Below are 13,715 nucleotides of genomic sequence, written 5' to 3'. Positions count from 1 at the left end.
GCGCGTTTCTAGACGGGCGAGAGGGGGCTGTCCAGAGGGTTCGGGCAGAAAATCAGTGCGGTTTCGGGGGAAGCTCGGACAGGGCGCGCGCGGCCTCGTCGCGGTCGTCGGGGCTGTCGGAGGGCACCGCGTAACTGCCCGAAAGCCACTTGCCCAGATCGACATCGGCGCAGCGGCGCGAGCAGAACGGGCGATAGGCGGGGTCGGCCGGTTTCTTGCAGATCGGGCAGGTCATGGGGCAAGCGCCTCGGAAAGCGGCAGGCGTTCGCGCTTGCGCGTCAGTTCGGCATGGCCGAGCGGGGTCCAGCCGATCAGCGTGGTCTCGACCGGGTCGGCGCGGAAGGCGGCACTCAGCACCTGTTCCAGGGCGGCGCGGTCCTTCTTGGCCATCGGCGCGAAGTCGATCACGATCTGGCCCGCAAGCCCCCTGAGCCGCAACAGGCGCGGCAGGGCGCGGGCGGCGGCGATATTCGCCTTGAGCCCGGCGGCTGGCGAGGTGTCGGGGCCGGTATTCACGTCCACGGCCACCAGCGCACGGGTCGGCTCGACGAAGATCGTCCCCCCGCCCGGCAGCCGCTCGGGCCCGGAAAGCGCGGCAAGCGCGTCCAGAACGCCGGTTTCTGCAAAGCTGCCGGGGCGGTCGATCACCTCGTCGGGGTCTGGATCGGCCCAGTCGCGCCAGGCGCGGGTATGGGCGTCGGGCGCGTCGAGCAGAAGTTCGGGTGCGCCATCTACGGGTTCGGCCAGAATGTCCTGGGCCAGACCGCGCATGATCGCGATATCCTCGGCGATGGCCGCATCGGCAACACCGGCGCAGGCCGATCGCAGGATCACGCCCAGTTGATCGGCCGCCCCCGCCATCGCGTCATGGAGAATCTCCAGCAGGCGGTCACGCTCGTCCTCGTCGCGGATCGTGCGCGAGACGTTGAAGCCGGGCGCATCGGGGGTGACGATGGCATAGCGGCTCTTGAACAGAAGGCGGGGCGTGACGGGCACGGCCTTGCCCGGTTCGGCATGGCCCGTGACCTGCACCAATAGCCCCTGACCGGGACGCAAACCCTTGGCCTGGCGCAGAAAGGCCGATCCGCCCGGCAGCCGCAGGAATACCCCGCCCTGCCCCTTGACCTGCCGATCGACCACGGCACGCAGGATCGCGCCCGGCGCGGGGCTGTCGCCGGGCGGGTCGATGAACAGATCGTCCAGCCGCCCGTCGACCATCAGCGCAGCCGCCTTGCGGCCCGCGATCTCGTCCAGGATGACGCTGCGCCCCTTCATGCCTGCCCTCCATGCAGCGGATAGCCCGCCCCCGCCAGCAGCGCCGCGGTCTCGGCCAGCGGCAGCCCCACCACGGCCGAGAACGAGCCGTTGATCCAGGGCACGAAGGCCCCGGCCATGCCCTGGATACCGTAGCCGCCCGCCTTGCCCTGCCATTCGCCCGAGGCGAGATAGGCGTTGATCTCGGTATCCGACAGCCGCTTGAACCGGACCGCACTCACCACGTCGCGCTCCCAGATCCGCTCGCCCAGACGCAGCGCGACGGCGGTGATGACCCGGTGACGGCGGCCCGACAGGGCCAGCAGGAATTCCGCCGCCTCGCCCGCGTTTTCCGGCTTGCCAAGGATGCGGCGGCCAAGCGCCACGGTGGTATCGGCGCAGAGCACCAGTTCATCCGGCGCGGCCGCGACGGCGCGGGCCTTTTCGATGGCCATGCGCGCGCAATAGGGGCGGGGCAACTCGCCCCGGCCGGGGGTCTCGTCGATATCGGCGGGGCGCACCTCGTCGGGCACGACCCCGATCTGCGCCAGCAGGTCCCTGCGGCGCGGGCTTGCGGACCCGAGGATCAGCCGCAAGCTACTTGAAGCGATAGTTGATCCGACCCTTGGTCAGATCATAGGGGGTCATCTCGACCTGAACGCGGTCGCCGGCCAGAACGCGGATGCGGTTCTTGCGCATCTTGCCTGCCGTATGCGCGATGATCTCATGGCCGTTCTCAAGCTCGACCCGGAATGTCGCGTTCGGCAGGAGTTCCTTCACGACGCCGGGGAATTCGAGCATTTCTTCCTTGGCCATGAACACTCCATCGAAGGTTACCCGGCTTTTCGCGGGCGCCAAGTAGATGCGCCCGATCCGTTCATATTTCAAGTCGTAAATGCATCGAACGGCGCGGAAACGACAGGCGCCGTGCGCGCGTCCTGCTCGGGCCAATGCGCGGCATTCAGCACCGCCCCTTCGGCGCGGACCCGGGCGATGGCATCGCGGTCAGCTTCGCCATAGACCCAACCAGGGGCGTTCAGGGCCCCCTCGGCCAACACGCCGGTCGGCGGAAAGCCCAGGTCGGGCGGGCCGTAAATCGCGGCTGCGCCGACATTTTCGTCGACGGCCGGGCACCAGGCGGCGGGGCCCACGGTGGGGGCCTGCACGACGACGCACTGCCCTTCGAGGGCGCGCGCCATGGCGCCCACGCGCACCCGCCAATACCCCGCCAGCGCATCGGTGCAGGACGGCACCAGCAGGATCTCGGCCTCCGCCGCGACAAGGGCGCGCGCCAAGAGCGGGAATTCGGAATCATAGCAGATCAGCACGCCGATCTTTCCCAGCCGGGTCTCGAACAGCGTCAGCGGTCCGCCGGGGTGGACATCCCAGGTCTCGCGTTCGAAGCGGGTCATGATCTGCTTGTCCTGATGGCCGACCTGCCCCTGCGGACCAAAGAACCGCGCGCGGTTCACCGGGCGCGCGCCGCGCCAGACCGGCGCGCTTGCAGCCAGGATATGCACGCCATGCGAGATCGCCAGCCTTGCATGCAGCGCATCCGCAGCCTCGACCCGATCCGCGACGGCGCGCAACGAGCGTTCCAGATCCCCGGCCGCCTCCGCCCCGGCAAGCGAGGCCAGTTCCATCGCGCCATATTCGGGGAAGACCAGCAGTTCCGCCCCCTGCCCCGCGGCCTCGTCCACCCAATGGGACAGCTTGTCCTCGTAGCTGGCCCAGCTTTCGTGCCAGTCGAGTGGCCAGGCGGCGGCGGCGATCCTCATAACGGCTTGATCCAGAATTGCAGGTCGTGGCTTGTGGCGCCGGGCTGGTCGATATCCTTCCACTCGAACTGCGCGACCACGGCATCGAGCCGCTCATAGCCGCGCTTCGTCCAGAAGGCATCGAGCGGGCTATAGGCGGCGGACTTCAGCGGGTGATCGGCCGGGCGCAGCACGCTGCAAAAGGTGCAGAAGCGTCGGCCCAGGCGGCGACCGTGATCCTCGCGCGCAGCGAAAAAGGCATGCCCCGCCCCCTGCCCGCGATACTCGGGCAAGAGCACGCTTTCGGCACAATAGAAGATCTCGGCCAGATCGTAGCCCGTGCCCGCAAAGGCGGCGGCGAAATCGTCGGCATGATCCTCCAGCGGCGTGCCGGTCGAGGCGCCGACGATCCGGCCGCCATCGAAGGCCACAACGAGGATCGCGCGCGGATTGTCGCGATAGCTGGCCAGATAGCGCCGCTCATAGGCCGGATCGCCATCGTAGAGATAGGGCCAGTCGCGAAACACCCGGATGCGCAACGCGGCCAGATCGTCGAGGGCGGCCTCGACCTCCGGCCCCGTCAGCACCCGGAAGTCCAGGCTCATTTCACCTGCCTCAGCCAGTCGGCAAGGTTGTAATAGGTGGTCACGCGGGCGATCTTGCCATCCTTCAGCGTGAAGAACGACCCGGCGGGCAGCACATAGGTCTGGCCACGCGCTTCGGGCAGGCCCGAATCCGTCTCCAGATAGGTGCCGTTCACGACATATTCGGCAGCTGCCCGCGTGCCGTCCTCGGTCGCGAAGGTCACCATGTCGGTCAGGGTCTCGCGGTAGCAGCGGGACATATGGGCGCAGAACTCGGCAAAGGCGGGCTTGCCGCGGCGGATCACGCCCTCGTTGACATGATGTTCGACATCCTCGGCCAGTTCGGCCAGCATTCCCTGGGTATCGCCCGCGTTGAAGGCGGCGAAATAGCGTTCGATCACGTCCCGGCTCATGGTTCTCTCCCTTGCATAGGCGGGCCGAAGCGGCCGATCAGCCGCTCGACGATCTGGTCCCGTGTCTGGCGATAGGCGGCAAGTTTCGCCTCGCGTGTCTCGCCCAGGCCGGTCGGGTCCAGTACCGGCCAGTATTCGACGTCAAGATGATAATAGCGCGTCAGTTCCTGCGCGCGCCGCAGGCTGGCAGGACTCATCGCGATGATGAGGTCGAAGCCCGACAGATCGTCCCCCCATTCCTCCATCTCGTCGAAGGAGCGGGTCTGGTGGCGGTCGATCTCGACCCCGATCTCGTCGCAGACGGCCACGGAAAAGCCGTCCACCTCGCGGTCGTTGCGCACGCCCACGGACTGGACGTAGGTGTCGCTTCCATAGAACTTCTTCGTGATCCCCTCGGCCATCGGTGAACGGACCGAGTTGTGATCGCAGCAGAACAGGACCGACGAGGGAAGCGGCCCGCTCAAGTCAGCCCCCGAAATGCAGGACGCAGACCAGGGTGAACAGCCGCCGGGCGGTATCGATGTCCAGCTCGGCCTTGCCGTCGAGACGCTCCTGAAGGATGCGCGCACCCTCGTTGTGGATGCCGCGCCGGGCCATGTCGATGGCCTCGATCTGGCTGGGCGGCAGGCGCTTGACGGCGTCGAAATAGCTTTCGCAGATCTGCCAGTAATCCTTGACCGCCTGTCGGAAGGGCGAAAGCGACAGGTGGAACTCGGCCGCGGGATCGCCGGTTTCGGTGCGCACATCGAAGACCAGCCGCTTTTCCCGGATCGACAGCACCAGCCGGTAGGGACCGTCCGGCGCAGGCCGGTCGTCGCGCCCGGGCAGCGCGAAGGAATTGTCCTCCATCAGGTCGAACAGCGCGACCTTGCGTTCCTGCTCGATTTCCGGCGTCGGCGGCGGCAGGTTCGAATCGTCCAGTTCCACATGGATCAGACGGGCGAGGGTCATGGCTGGTCCCCGTTCAGGCGGTCAAGCCGCGCGCGGACGGAAAGCCCATGCGCCTCAAGGCTTTCCGAAATGGCAAGCGTCTCGGCGGCAGCGCCAATCGCCTTGAGGGCGGCGGGCGTCATGCGGGCGATCGTTGTTCGTTTCATGAAATCCAGAACCGACAGCCCGGACGAGAAACGGGCCGAACGCGCGGTGGGCAGGACGTGGTTCGGGCCGCCGACATAATCGCCGATCGCCTCTGGCGTCCAGGCGCCGAGGAAGATTGCACCGGCATGTGTGATCTTCGCCGCCAGCGCATCGGCGTCGGCCACGCAGAGTTCCAGATGCTCGGGCGCGACGCGATTGGACAGCTCGGCCGCTTCGTCCAGGTCGCGCACGGTGATGATCGCACCGAAATCGCGCCAGCTTGCCCCGGCGATGGCGCGACGTTCCAGCGTTTCCAGCCGCTTGTCCACCGCCGCGGCGACCGCCCGGCCGAACGCCGCATCGTCGGTGACCAGGATCGACTGGGCGCTTTCGTCATGTTCGGCCTGCGACAGCAGATCAAGCGCGATCCAGTCGGGATCATTTTCGGCATCGGCGATCACCAGAATCTCGGAGGGTCCCGCGATCATGTCGATGCCGACCTTGCCGAACACCCGTCGCTTGGCCGCCGCCACATAGGCGTTGCCCGGGCCGGTGATCTTGTCGACGGGCCGGATCGTCTGCGTGCCATAGGCCATCGCCGCAATCGCCTGCGCGCCCCCGATGCGATAGATTGTGTCAACGCCCGACAGCCGCGCGGCCAGCAGCACCAGCGGGTTGACCTTGCCATCCGGTGTCGGCGCGCAGATCACCAGCCGCTCGACCCCCGCTACATGGGCGGGGATGGCGTTCATCAGGACCGACGAGGGATAGGAGGCCAGCCCCCCCGGCACATAAAGCCCCGCGGCCGAGACCGGAGTCCAGCGCCAGCCCAGCATCGCGCCTTCGGGATCGGTCCAGTGCACATCCTGCGGCATCTGGCGGACGTGATAGGCGCGGATGCGCTCGGCCGCGCGTTCCAGCGCGTCACGCTCGGCGGCGGGCACCTTCGTACATTCGCGCTCGATCTCTTCGGGGGAAAAGGCCAGCGTCTCGGGGCTGAGCGCCAGCCGGTCGAAGCGCGCGGTCAGTTCGATCACCGCGGCATCGCCCAACGCGCGCACATCGGCAATGATCTCGGACACGACGGCATCCACATCGGGGCTGTCCTCGCGCTTGGCGGTCAGAAGTGCCGCGAACTCTGCCTCGAACGTCGCCGCCGTACTGTCCAGGAAAACCGGCATGTCGTCCCCCATGAGCCTCACGCGCCCGTGTGTAGCGGCAATCCTTCGCCGGGGGAACACCCCAAAGGGGATGCGTGCATCGCCCGGCGACAACGGCGGACAGGCCGGTGCAGGGAGTCAGGGATGGTCGGGCGCCTTCCCCGAGGGCGCCTCGTAGGGGCGGGTGACATCGTAGAGCGACACCTCCAGGCACTCGACCTCGACCGCGACGGCGCCGTCACCCGCCAGCGTCAGCAACACCCGGCCTGCGCCGTCCTCGCCCGGCTCGAAGCCGATCGACAGAAACGACAGCACGAGATCGGGATCGGTCCGCTCGACGCCCTGGCTGGCCACGCTGCGCACATCCTCGATGCTCAGCACCGATTGCACCCGTTCATAGGGGCGGCCGCGGCGTTCGGCGGCCTCGCGGTTCTCCCAGCGAAAGCGGTTCAGCAGCATCGCCAGCCGCCGCCCGCGCCGGTCCCAGCGCATTTCGGTCGCGGGCAGCACCGCATCCTGCACCAGTGCCGAGATCACCTGCAGATCCTCGGGTGCAAGGGCCAGAAGGCGCAGCGGCCGTTCCGTCCCGTCGGCAAAGCGCGCGTCGTCGCCCGGCCCGGTCATTGACCGCTGACCCTTTCGATATGCACCCCGCAGGCGCCAAGCTTCTGCTCGACCTTCTCGTAGCCGCGATCCAGGTGATAGACCCGGCTGACCAGCGTTTCGCCCTCGGCCGCCAGCGCCGCGAGGATCAGCGAGACCGAGGCGCGCAGATCGGTCGCCATCACCGGCGCCCCCTTCAGCCGCTCGACCCCGCAGACGGTCGCGGTGCCGCCATGCACCTCGATCCGCGCGCCCATCCGGATCAGTTCGGGCGCATGCATGAAGCGGTTTTCGAAGATCGTCTCCTCCAGTCGGCTTTCGCCCGACGCCGTGCACAAGAGCGCCATCATCTGCGCCTGAAGATCGGTCGGAAAGCCCGGGAAGGGTTCGGTGCGCACATCGACGGCCTTGACGGCGCCATTGCGGCGGCTGACGCGGATACCGGCCGGGGTTTCCTCGCAGGTGACCCCCGCTTCTTCCAGCTTGTCGGCAAAGGCACGCACCAGATCCAGCCGCCCGCCCAGGCAGGTGACCTCGCCGCCGGTGATCGCGGGCGCCAGCATGTAGGTGCCCAGTTCGATCCGGTCGGGCACGACCGCATGCGTGGCCCCGCCCAGGCTGTCGACCCCCTCGATGGTGATCGTGCCCGTCCCCTCGCCCTCGATCCGCGCGCCCATCGCGCGCAGGCAGCGGGCCAGTTCCACGATCTCGGGCTCGCGCGCGGCATTGCGGATCTCGGTGGTGCCGCGGGCCAGCGTGGCCGCCATCAGCGCGTTCTCGGTCGCCCCGACCGACACTTGCGGGAACGCGATCACAGCGCCCTTCAGCCCGCCGGGCGCACGCGCGTGGACATAGCCGTCGCGCAGGTCAAGCTCGGCGCCCATCGCCTCGAACGCCCTCAGATGCAGATCGACCGGCCGCGCGCCGATGGCACAGCCGCCGGGCAGCGACACCTCGGCATGTCCGCAGCGCGCCAGCAGCGGCCCCAGCACCAGGATCGAGGCGCGCATCTTGCGCACGATGTCGTAATCCGCCCGCGTGCCGGTCAGATCATGCGAGGACAGCGCCAGAACCTTGCCCCGGTGCAGTGCCGAGACCTCGGCGCCCAGCGACTGCAACAGCGTCGTCATGGTGCGGATATCCGACAGCCGCGGCGCGTTGGTCAGCGTCAGCGGCGCGTCCGTCAACAGCGTCGCGGGCATCAGCGCAAGGCAGGCATTCTTGGCCCCCGCGATCGCGATCTCGCCATGGAGCGGCCCGCCCCCCCGGATCAGTATCTGGTCCATCAGCCCTGCTCTTTCTGCCCTTCGGCCTTGTCGGCCCCGCGCGCCTTGGCCTGCGCCTTGCGCCGGGCGAGGTTCGCCCTGAGCGCCTGCTTCAGCCGTTCCTCACGCGCGGCGGCAGCCTTGTCATGGCCGGGTCTCGGGGTTTTTCCAGTCATGCCGCCCTCTCTAGCGCAGGGGCGAAAATGCGTCCAGATAGCGCTTGCGTCGCGGGGCGAATGCGTCTAATCAGCCGCCGACGCAAAGGCCGCACGGGCTCGACGGCGGAACATACCTGCGGCGATCAGGGGTTCTGACCAAGGGAGCGGCCGGAGCGAGGGGCATTTCCAGGGCCCACCCGCTTCGGGGCAACACCCGGGGCAGAGATCTGGAAACGGTAGGCTGTGGTAGCTCAGTGGTAGAGCACTCCCTTGGTAAGGGGCGGCTCTACCGGGCGACGGCGCTGAAACTAAAGGGCTTTTCCAGAGCCCGCTTGACCCGGGGTAACGCCCGGGGTAGCTATCTGGAAGGACATAGGCTGTGGTAGCTCAGTGGTAGAGCACTCCCTTGGTAAGGGAGAGGTCGAGAGTTCAATCCTCTCTCACAGCACCATCTTTCCGAATGCAGAAAACGAGGTCGGCACCGCTTGATGCCGCCCCTTGCCGATCCCGGGTGATCCGCAAACTCGCAGGGTTTTGCCCGCCGCCGACGTCAGGATGCGCGTGTCGGCGACGGGAGGACGATCATCTCAGAACGTGAAGGTGGTCGAGATGTTGAAGCTGCGGCCCACCTGTTCCAGCCCGTTGGGATAGATCGTGTAGGCCCGGTCGAACAGGTTGTCGACGCCGACCCGCAGCACCATGTCGCCCAGCGGCCCCGCCCCCGGTGCCCATGTCGCGTAGAGGTCGAGCAATTCGTAACCCGCGCCCGGCGTGCCCGCCGCGGGCACCCTGTCCTGCCGTTTGGCAAAGGTGGCCCGCGCCCCCAGTTCCAGCCCCGCCACCGGGCGCAGCCCGAAACTTGCGGTCAGCCGATCCTGCGGGATCGAGCCCAGCCATTGGCCGTCCTCGCGCTGGCCCCGCGCGATGCCGAGCCCCGCGCCGATGAACCAGTCCTGCGCATCGTAATCCAGTTCCGCCTCCAGGCCCCAGAGCTTGCCATCCACATTGCCGAAACTCGTGGTGCCGCCGGGAATGTTGACCACCTGCTCGATGTAATCGTCGACATCGGCGTGATAGGCGCTGACCGAGAAGGCAAGCCGGTCGCCCTCGCGCCACAGCCCGCCACGCTCGAACCGCGCACCGATCTCGACCTGGGTCGAATCCTCGGGGTCGAGATCGGGGTTCGGCACGAAGAAATTGCCCGGGAAATGCATCCCGCTGTTGTAAAGCTCGGTCAGCGACGGCGCGCGATAAGCCCGTGCGATATTGCCGTAGATCTGCCAGTCGGCGGTGGGACGGTAGCTCAGCCCGATCCGCGGCGACCAGAATTCGTTGCTGACATCCTGCAATCCGGCGTCGTCGGGCCTGCGTTCGTAACGGTCGAAGCGCAGCCCCGCGATCAGGTCGAGACCGGGCGTCAGGCTGGCCGTCGCCTCGGCGAAGGCGCCGAAGGTTGTCGCCTCGGCATCGGGGAAGGCGGGGCGGGGCGCGCCGTCGCGCAGCCCTTCCTGGGTATCGCGGAGCGCCGACAGGCCATAGACCAGATCGACCGGCAGGCCAAGGTCCAGCTTCGAGCGGTTGGTGATCTCCAGCCCCAGCGTGTCATAGCGCGTCTCGTCGCGGCGCGGTGCGGACACGCGGTCTTCGGTGATCTTCAGCCAGTCGGCATGGAACAGCACCGACAGATCCACCAGGTCCGAGCCCTCGGGCGCGTAATCCCAGCTCAGCCGCAGGTTCCGCGTCCGCGCCTCGCGGTCGACCAGCGGATTCGATGCGTTCGGGATGCCATTCGAATTCGCCGCGGTCTGGCCCTCGTCCTCGAAGATCGAATAGCTCAGTTCCAGCCGGTTGCCCTCGGTCGGCTGATAGCCGAGTTTCAGCATCCCGCTGGCCTGGTCGATCTGCGAGAACGGGATCGCGCCGCCCGAGCCGTCCTCGAGGTCGTCGCCGATATTGCGCCCGCCGAGGAACAGCAGCGCGTCCCAGTCGCCCCAATCGGCAAAGACCGTGGTCGAACCGGACCATTGCGCGCCATTCGAATCGTAGCCCAGCTTGATCCGCGCGCCCATGGTCTGGCCGGGCGCCAGCAGGTCGGCGGCATCGACCGTCTCGAACGCGATCACCCCGCCCAGCGCGCCCGAACCGTAAAGCGTGGAGCCGCCGCCGCGCACCACCTCGACCCGGCGCAACAGGTCGGGGTCGATGAAGAACCGGCCGCGATGGCCCTGGCTGTAGTTGAACCGCCCGCCATCGAAGCGCAGCACGATCTGCTGGTCGCGGAAGCCACGGATATTCGGCTCCTGCGAGATCGCGCGCGGCCCGCCATAGATCGTGACCCCGGGCATGTCGCCGATCAGGCCCTGGATGTCGCTGGCCTGCCGGTTCTGAAGCTCCTCGCGGGTCCGGACCGAGGCGGAAACCGGCGTGTCCAGCAACGCACGCTGGTCGCGGAAGGCCGTTTCCAGAAAGATCGGATCGAGGACAAAGGTGACGTCCTGGGCCGCGGCCCCGCTGGCGGCAATGGTGGCGGCAATCGAAATGGCGGTCCGGCGCATGGTCCCTCGCGTTCTGGCTGGTTGCGCGTGGCCTGCCGACGGGTGGGACGCTGATCCTGATGCTGTTAATATACCCTACCGAAAGCGTCAAGTATCGCCAGCCCCTCACATTGCCGCCAGCCCCCTTGCGCGGGCGGCGCGTTCGGCCGACAGCTTGGCGGGCAAAGGGGGGATGGCGATGCTCGACGGGATCATGCGCCGGTGGATCGACCCGCCGCTCGACCGGGCGGGGCGGGCGCTGGCCGCGCGCGGGGTCACGGCGGATGCGGTGACGCTGGCCGGGCTGGCGCTGGGGCTGGCGGCGGCGGGGCTGATCGCGCTGGGGCTGACGCTTCTGGCGCTGGTCCCGCTGCTGGCCAGCCGTCTGGCCGACGGGCTGGACGGCGCGGTGGCGCGCGCCAGCCGCAAGACCGATTTCGGCGGCTTTCTCGATATCGTCAGCGATTTCCTGTTCTACGGCGCGGTGCCGCTGGGCTTCGTGCTGCTGGACCCGGCCGCGCACGGGGCGGCAGGCGCGTTCCTGCTGCTCAGCTTCTATGTCAACGGGGCCAGCTTTCTGGGCTTCGCCATCCTGGCCGAGCGACGAGGGCTGGAAACCCGCGCGCGGGGGGTGAAATCGCTCTATTTCACCGGCGGGTTGCTGGAGGGGACGGAAACCATCGCCTTCTTCGTCGCGCTCTGCCTCTGGCCGGGCTCGTTCGCGCCGCTGGCCTGGGCCTTCGGCGCGCTGTGCTTCGTCACCGCGGGGGCGCGGGTGCTGCTGGCGCGGCGGGTCTTTCCGCCGGAAGACTAGCCCCCCGGGGTCGGGCGGGCCGGGTCATAGCCGATCGGATGGGCGTCCAGCGCGGCGCGCTGGCTGTCCGTCAGGCTGTCGAAGGCGACGACCCAGGTATGGATCGAAAAGACCACGGCGCCTGTCACAGGCAGCCGGACCAGCACCTGCCGCTCGCTGCGCAGGAAGGGCGCGGGCCCCTTCACCTTGGCGCGCGGCGCGGATTCGGGGCGCGGCTGGAACAGCGCGGGGTCGGTATAGTAATGCGCGTTCGCCCGCCACAGGGCACGCCCCGGGCGCAGACCGGCGAACAGCCGCTCGACCCGCGCGGCAAGGGCGGCATCATATTGCGGCACCGGGGCATGGATCGGCCCCAGCGGGCGGCCGAGCTTTTCCGCCAGCATCCAGCTTGCCGGAAAGCACAGGATCGCGCCGCTCAGCACCGGCAGCCCCCCCTCCCCCGGCTGCAAGAGGCAGAAATCCTCCTGCACCAACCGGCCCAGCGTCAGCAGCGGCGCCGCCCGGTCGAGCGGCACGCGGACGCCATCGGGCCGGGTCACCGCGTCGCGCGCGACCGCGAAATCGCCGCGCCCGGCCAGCAGGGCCAGAACCGTGTCGAGCAGTTCCCCGGCCGCCGCCCGCGCGCCTTCGGTCAGCGCATGAACCTCGGCGGGCCGTGTCGCGATCAGCCGGTCGCGCGCGGCCATCTGCCCGGCATGGGCGTCGTCGATCACCAGCCAGTCCGCCATCTCCAGCGGCTGGATGCCCGGCAGGCGCCGCATGGCAGGCTCGGCCCAGGGCGTATGCGGCAGGTGGCTCTGCAGGATCGGATCGGCGGCGGACATGGGCCGATCAATCCCGATCCCGGCCGCCGACGCAAGGGCCATCGGGGCCGATCAAGGGCACCGCCCTGTGCTTCTTCTTGGCAAAAATACCCATGGCACCACGGTCCCGACTGTCCCGAACGTCAAGGGGGCGCGGCCCGGTCGGCCACGCCCCCCCTGCATGTCGGTCGGGAAAGATCAGCCGCGCGCGCGGCCGATCAGCGCCCAGAGCCCCGGGATCAGCAGCGCCGCCAGACCCAGCTTCAGCGCATCCCCGATCAGGAAGGGCGTCAGGCCCCAGGCCAGGATCGGCTGCTCCCAGCCATAGAGGTGGCCCAGCCACAGCAGGCCCGGCACATAGATCAGCGCGTTGCCCAGAAGCAGCGCCGCCGCCATCCGGCCCGCCGAACGGTCCCATCCGGCGCGCGCCGCCATGCCCAGCGCCACGACCGCCAGCACATAGCCGACCAGATAGCCGCCGGTGGCGCCCGTCATGTAGGTCAGGCCCGCCACCTCGGCGCTCGATCCCACGAACACGTCATAGCCCAGCGCGCCGACCAGCATGTAGCCAAGGATCGTCACCAGACCCAGACGCGGTCCGTAGGCCGCACCGATGGTCAGCACCGCAAAGGTGCCCATGGTGATCGGCACCGGCCACATCGGCACCTTGATCTTCGCGGCGATGGCAAGGGCGGCGATGCCCGCCACCACCAGCAGCGCCTGTTTCACGCGCAGCGCAACGCCGCCTTCGGGCAGCAGGGTTTCGGCAAGAACCTTGCCGGTCAGGGCCTTGGCCATCTCGGTCTCTCCGTTCGGCTGGTTTTTTCTCTTCATTCGACTTCTGCCCCAGCCCCGCCCCCCGCGCAAGCCCCGAGCCGCGTATGGACCGAGCGCATGGCATAGTCCTTGCGCGGCCCCGTGACGCGCCAGAGGCTGGACCAGTCGGGCCAGCGGGCGAAATCATAGCCGACCTCGTAACGGTCGGGCGGGCAGTCATGCAGCGCCTGCGCGCGGGGGCCGGGCGCGATGGCGTGAAAGAACCGCCCGTCCTCGAAAAAGACCTCGATGCCTGCGGCGCCCTGCCGCCAGAGATAGCGCCGCTCGGCCATCATCGGCGCCTGCCCCGGCAGATGCAGCCGGCCACTCTCGGCATGAACCAGCCCCGCCGCGTCCGGGGAAAAGACCGCTCGCCCCTCGAACCGGGCGACATGGCCCGCCCGGGCATCCTCGATCACCCGCTCGATCCGCCATTCCCCGGCAAACGCCTCCAGATCCGGCATCCCCGCCCCCGCT

At 68.5% G+C, this 13,715-nt stretch carries 18 protein-coding genes and 1 tRNA gene; 2 read left to right on the top strand and 17 right to left on the bottom strand.

The annotated features are described in order from the left end of the window. Nucleotides 1-52 precede the first annotated feature (52 nt). From EV216_RS08490 to EV216_RS18245, 13 genes are all read right to left on the bottom strand, one after another. Nucleotides 53-235, bottom strand: coding sequence for a DNA gyrase inhibitor YacG (locus tag EV216_RS08490; RefSeq protein ID WP_132694633.1), 183 nt, complete (start codon nucleotides 233-235; stop codon nucleotides 53-55). Then, nucleotides 232-1,275 carry a ribonuclease E/G gene (locus EV216_RS08485; protein WP_132694632.1) on the bottom strand — a complete coding sequence of 348 codons (1,044 nt, stop codon included), beginning with the start codon at nucleotides 1,273-1,275 and terminating at the stop codon, nucleotides 232-234. The genes EV216_RS08490 and EV216_RS08485 overlap by 4 nt, the downstream gene beginning before the upstream one ends. Further along, nucleotides 1,272-1,850: a Maf family protein gene (locus EV216_RS08480; RefSeq protein ID WP_132694631.1), complete on the bottom strand. Its 579-nt coding sequence runs from the start codon at nucleotides 1,848-1,850 to the stop codon at nucleotides 1,272-1,274. Before EV216_RS08480 ends, EV216_RS08485 begins: the two co-directional genes overlap by 4 nt. Nucleotide 1,851: 1 nt before the next feature. Beyond that, nucleotides 1,852-2,070 carry a translation initiation factor IF-1 gene (gene infA, locus EV216_RS08475; protein ID WP_037209844.1) on the bottom strand — a complete coding sequence of 73 codons (219 nt, stop codon included), beginning with the start codon at nucleotides 2,068-2,070 and terminating at the stop codon, nucleotides 1,852-1,854. 68 nt (nucleotides 2,071-2,138) lie between these two features. Next, nucleotides 2,139-3,032, bottom strand: a complete 894-nt coding sequence (locus EV216_RS08470) for a carbon-nitrogen hydrolase family protein (RefSeq protein WP_132694630.1) — start codon at nucleotides 3,030-3,032, stop codon at nucleotides 2,139-2,141. Beyond that, a complete protein-coding gene (locus EV216_RS08465) occupies nucleotides 3,029-3,616 on the bottom strand; it encodes a GNAT family N-acetyltransferase (protein ID WP_132694629.1) in 588 nt (195 codons plus the stop codon). The genes EV216_RS08470 and EV216_RS08465 overlap by 4 nt, the downstream gene beginning before the upstream one ends. Next, nucleotides 3,613-4,008, bottom strand: a complete 396-nt coding sequence (locus EV216_RS08460; protein WP_132694628.1) for a ketosteroid isomerase-related protein — start codon at nucleotides 4,006-4,008, stop codon at nucleotides 3,613-3,615. The genes EV216_RS08465 and EV216_RS08460 overlap by 4 nt, the downstream gene beginning before the upstream one ends. Beyond that, entirely contained in the window at nucleotides 4,005-4,472 is a 468-nt protein-coding gene (locus EV216_RS08455) for an arsenate-mycothiol transferase ArsC (RefSeq protein ID WP_132694627.1), read from the bottom strand. The genes EV216_RS08460 and EV216_RS08455 overlap by 4 nt, the downstream gene beginning before the upstream one ends. Nucleotide 4,473: 1 nt before the next feature. After that, the gene (locus EV216_RS08450; protein ID WP_132694626.1) at nucleotides 4,474-4,959 is read right to left on the bottom strand and encodes a UPF0262 family protein; all 486 of its coding nucleotides are present in this window, start codon (nucleotides 4,957-4,959) and stop codon (nucleotides 4,474-4,476) included. Continuing rightward, nucleotides 4,956-6,266, bottom strand: a complete 1,311-nt coding sequence (gene hisD / locus EV216_RS08445; RefSeq protein ID WP_132694625.1) for a histidinol dehydrogenase — start codon at nucleotides 6,264-6,266, stop codon at nucleotides 4,956-4,958. Before hisD ends, EV216_RS08450 begins: the two co-directional genes overlap by 4 nt. 117 nt (nucleotides 6,267-6,383) lie before the next feature. Further along, nucleotides 6,384-6,869, bottom strand: a complete 486-nt coding sequence (locus EV216_RS08440) for a DUF2948 family protein (RefSeq protein ID WP_132694624.1) — start codon at nucleotides 6,867-6,869, stop codon at nucleotides 6,384-6,386. Further along, nucleotides 6,866-8,134: a UDP-N-acetylglucosamine 1-carboxyvinyltransferase gene (gene murA / locus EV216_RS08435; protein ID WP_132694623.1), complete on the bottom strand. Its 1,269-nt coding sequence runs from the start codon at nucleotides 8,132-8,134 to the stop codon at nucleotides 6,866-6,868. The genes EV216_RS08440 and murA overlap by 4 nt, the downstream gene beginning before the upstream one ends. Then, nucleotides 8,134-8,289, bottom strand: a complete 156-nt coding sequence (locus EV216_RS18245) for a hypothetical protein (protein WP_165899203.1) — start codon at nucleotides 8,287-8,289, stop codon at nucleotides 8,134-8,136. The genes murA and EV216_RS18245 overlap by 1 nt, the downstream gene beginning before the upstream one ends. Before the next feature lie 358 nt (nucleotides 8,290-8,647). On the opposite strand from EV216_RS18245, the gene EV216_RS08430 reads away from it, so the two are divergent. After that, nucleotides 8,648-8,722, top strand: a tRNA-Thr gene (locus EV216_RS08430). Nucleotides 8,723-8,858: 136 nt separating this feature from the next. Here EV216_RS08430 and EV216_RS08425 read toward each other — a convergent pair. Next, the gene (locus EV216_RS08425; protein WP_132694622.1) at nucleotides 8,859-10,826 is read right to left on the bottom strand and encodes a TonB-dependent hemoglobin/transferrin/lactoferrin family receptor; all 1,968 of its coding nucleotides are present in this window, start codon (nucleotides 10,824-10,826) and stop codon (nucleotides 8,859-8,861) included. Nucleotides 10,827-11,004: 178 nt separating this feature from the next. Here EV216_RS08425 and EV216_RS08420 point away from each other — a divergent pair, with 178 nt between their 5' ends. Further along, nucleotides 11,005-11,619, top strand: coding sequence for a CDP-alcohol phosphatidyltransferase family protein (locus EV216_RS08420; protein WP_132694621.1), 615 nt, complete (start codon nucleotides 11,005-11,007; stop codon nucleotides 11,617-11,619). On the opposite strand, the gene EV216_RS08415 is transcribed toward EV216_RS08420, so the two are convergent. The 3 genes from EV216_RS08415 to EV216_RS08405 form a co-directional block, all read right to left on the bottom strand. Further along, nucleotides 11,616-12,443: a heme-dependent oxidative N-demethylase family protein gene (locus EV216_RS08415; protein ID WP_132694620.1), complete on the bottom strand. Its 828-nt coding sequence runs from the start codon at nucleotides 12,441-12,443 to the stop codon at nucleotides 11,616-11,618. The two genes, EV216_RS08420 and EV216_RS08415, sit on opposite strands and share 4 nt — an antisense overlap. Before the next feature lie 177 nt (nucleotides 12,444-12,620). Further along, nucleotides 12,621-13,220 carry a biotin transporter BioY gene (locus tag EV216_RS08410; RefSeq protein WP_132694696.1) on the bottom strand — a complete coding sequence of 200 codons (600 nt, stop codon included), beginning with the start codon at nucleotides 13,218-13,220 and terminating at the stop codon, nucleotides 12,621-12,623. A gap of 32 nt (nucleotides 13,221-13,252) precedes the next feature. Then, a complete protein-coding gene (locus EV216_RS08405; RefSeq protein WP_132694619.1) occupies nucleotides 13,253-13,702 on the bottom strand; it encodes a DUF6314 family protein in 450 nt (149 codons plus the stop codon). Between the last annotated feature and the right edge of the window lie 13 nt (nucleotides 13,703-13,715).

This window comes from Rhodovulum steppense (genome assembly GCF_004339675.1).
GTDB classification, from domain to species: domain Bacteria; phylum Pseudomonadota; class Alphaproteobacteria; order Rhodobacterales; family Rhodobacteraceae; genus Rhodovulum; species Rhodovulum steppense.
The sequence above is the reverse complement of the archived record's forward strand: the minus strand, read 5'-3'. Positions and strand labels throughout refer to the sequence as shown.

Excerpts from the sequence above, each read along its gene's own strand:
- EV216_RS08490 (WP_132694633.1), bottom strand. The coding sequence starts at position 235 with ATGACCTGCCCGATCTGCAAGAAACCGGCCGACCCCGCCTATCGCCCG.
- EV216_RS08485 (WP_132694632.1), bottom strand. The coding sequence starts at position 1,275 with ATGAAGGGGCGCAGCGTCATCCTGGACGAGATCGCGGGCCGCAAGGCG.
- infA (WP_037209844.1), bottom strand. The coding sequence starts at position 2,070 with ATGGCCAAGGAAGAAATGCTCGAATTCCCCGGCGTCGTGAAGGAACTC.
- EV216_RS08470 (WP_132694630.1), bottom strand. The coding sequence starts at position 3,032 with ATGAGGATCGCCGCCGCCGCCTGGCCACTCGACTGGCACGAAAGCTGG.
- EV216_RS08465 (WP_132694629.1), bottom strand. The coding sequence starts at position 3,616 with ATGAGCCTGGACTTCCGGGTGCTGACGGGGCCGGAGGTCGAGGCCGCC.
- EV216_RS08460 (WP_132694628.1), bottom strand. The coding sequence starts at position 4,008 with ATGAGCCGGGACGTGATCGAACGCTATTTCGCCGCCTTCAACGCGGGC.
- EV216_RS08450 (WP_132694626.1), bottom strand. The coding sequence starts at position 4,959 with ATGACCCTCGCCCGTCTGATCCATGTGGAACTGGACGATTCGAACCTG.
- hisD (WP_132694625.1), bottom strand. The coding sequence starts at position 6,266 with ATGCCGGTTTTCCTGGACAGTACGGCGGCGACGTTCGAGGCAGAGTTC.
- EV216_RS08440 (WP_132694624.1), bottom strand. The coding sequence starts at position 6,869 with ATGACCGGGCCGGGCGACGACGCGCGCTTTGCCGACGGGACGGAACGG.
- murA (WP_132694623.1), bottom strand. The coding sequence starts at position 8,134 with ATGGACCAGATACTGATCCGGGGGGGCGGGCCGCTCCATGGCGAGATC.
- EV216_RS18245 (WP_165899203.1), bottom strand. The coding sequence starts at position 8,289 with ATGACTGGAAAAACCCCGAGACCCGGCCATGACAAGGCTGCCGCCGCG.
- EV216_RS08425 (WP_132694622.1), bottom strand. The coding sequence starts at position 10,826 with ATGCGCCGGACCGCCATTTCGATTGCCGCCACCATTGCCGCCAGCGGG.
- EV216_RS08420 (WP_132694621.1), top strand. The coding sequence starts at position 11,005 with ATGCTCGACGGGATCATGCGCCGGTGGATCGACCCGCCGCTCGACCGG.
- EV216_RS08415 (WP_132694620.1), bottom strand. The coding sequence starts at position 12,443 with ATGTCCGCCGCCGATCCGATCCTGCAGAGCCACCTGCCGCATACGCCC.
- EV216_RS08410 (WP_132694696.1), bottom strand. The coding sequence starts at position 13,220 with ATGGCCAAGGCCCTGACCGGCAAGGTTCTTGCCGAAACCCTGCTGCCC.
- EV216_RS08405 (WP_132694619.1), bottom strand. The coding sequence starts at position 13,702 with ATGCCGGATCTGGAGGCGTTTGCCGGGGAATGGCGGATCGAGCGGGTG.